The sequence below is a fragment of the Paenibacillus etheri genome (assembly GCF_001012825.1).
GTDB classification, from domain to species: Bacteria; Bacillota; Bacilli; order Paenibacillales; family Paenibacillaceae; genus Paenibacillus_AQ; species Paenibacillus_AQ etheri.
Genome location: NZ_LCZJ02000073.1, coordinates 1 through 505 on the forward strand (window position 1 = coordinate 1; position 505 = coordinate 505).

The following is a 505-nucleotide window of genomic DNA, read 5'->3' on the forward strand; positions in this document are numbered from 1 at the left end:
CTCCCTCAATATGATTTAGTTTTCTCACTCAGGCTCATGAATTCGCAGGATTTCACGTTTAGCTAAGTGTGAGATAAGAAGGAAACAGAGGAGGTGGTGGCTTGGAACAACTGTAAGGGCATGCAAGAATAAGGGTGAGAGTATATCACCCAATTTGTTCCATATTCTGCACGTCTCCATGTCGCCCCTAGCGATTTTCACTCCCATGTCTCAACGGGTCTATGCCCTTTCATTCCTTCGTCACATCTAACTAAGGGGTGGAGGTCGGTTTTTCTAACGGAACGGGTCCGAGCCCTTTTGTTTAATGCCTCCCGATACTCCGTGCTACTTATCCATCCTGCGAATGCATCAACTGGTGAAAATAACGCGCTTAAGCGGCCAGCGGAAATACTTTAACTGAACTGTAGGCTTCGTTACTTTTGGCCAGGCCAACAAGCATTCGGGCCACTTTACCACATAATTTCATAATAGATTTCATTTTCTTGAGCTTTTTTACGTCTACATT

Annotated in this window: 1 pseudogene; it reads right to left on the reverse strand. The window is 44.8% G+C overall.

Annotated features, from left to right (window positions below):
- Positions 1-370: 370 nt before the first annotated feature.
- A pseudogene (locus UQ64_RS32465) lies at positions 371-505 on the reverse strand (IS110 family RNA-guided transposase); the annotation flags it as partial.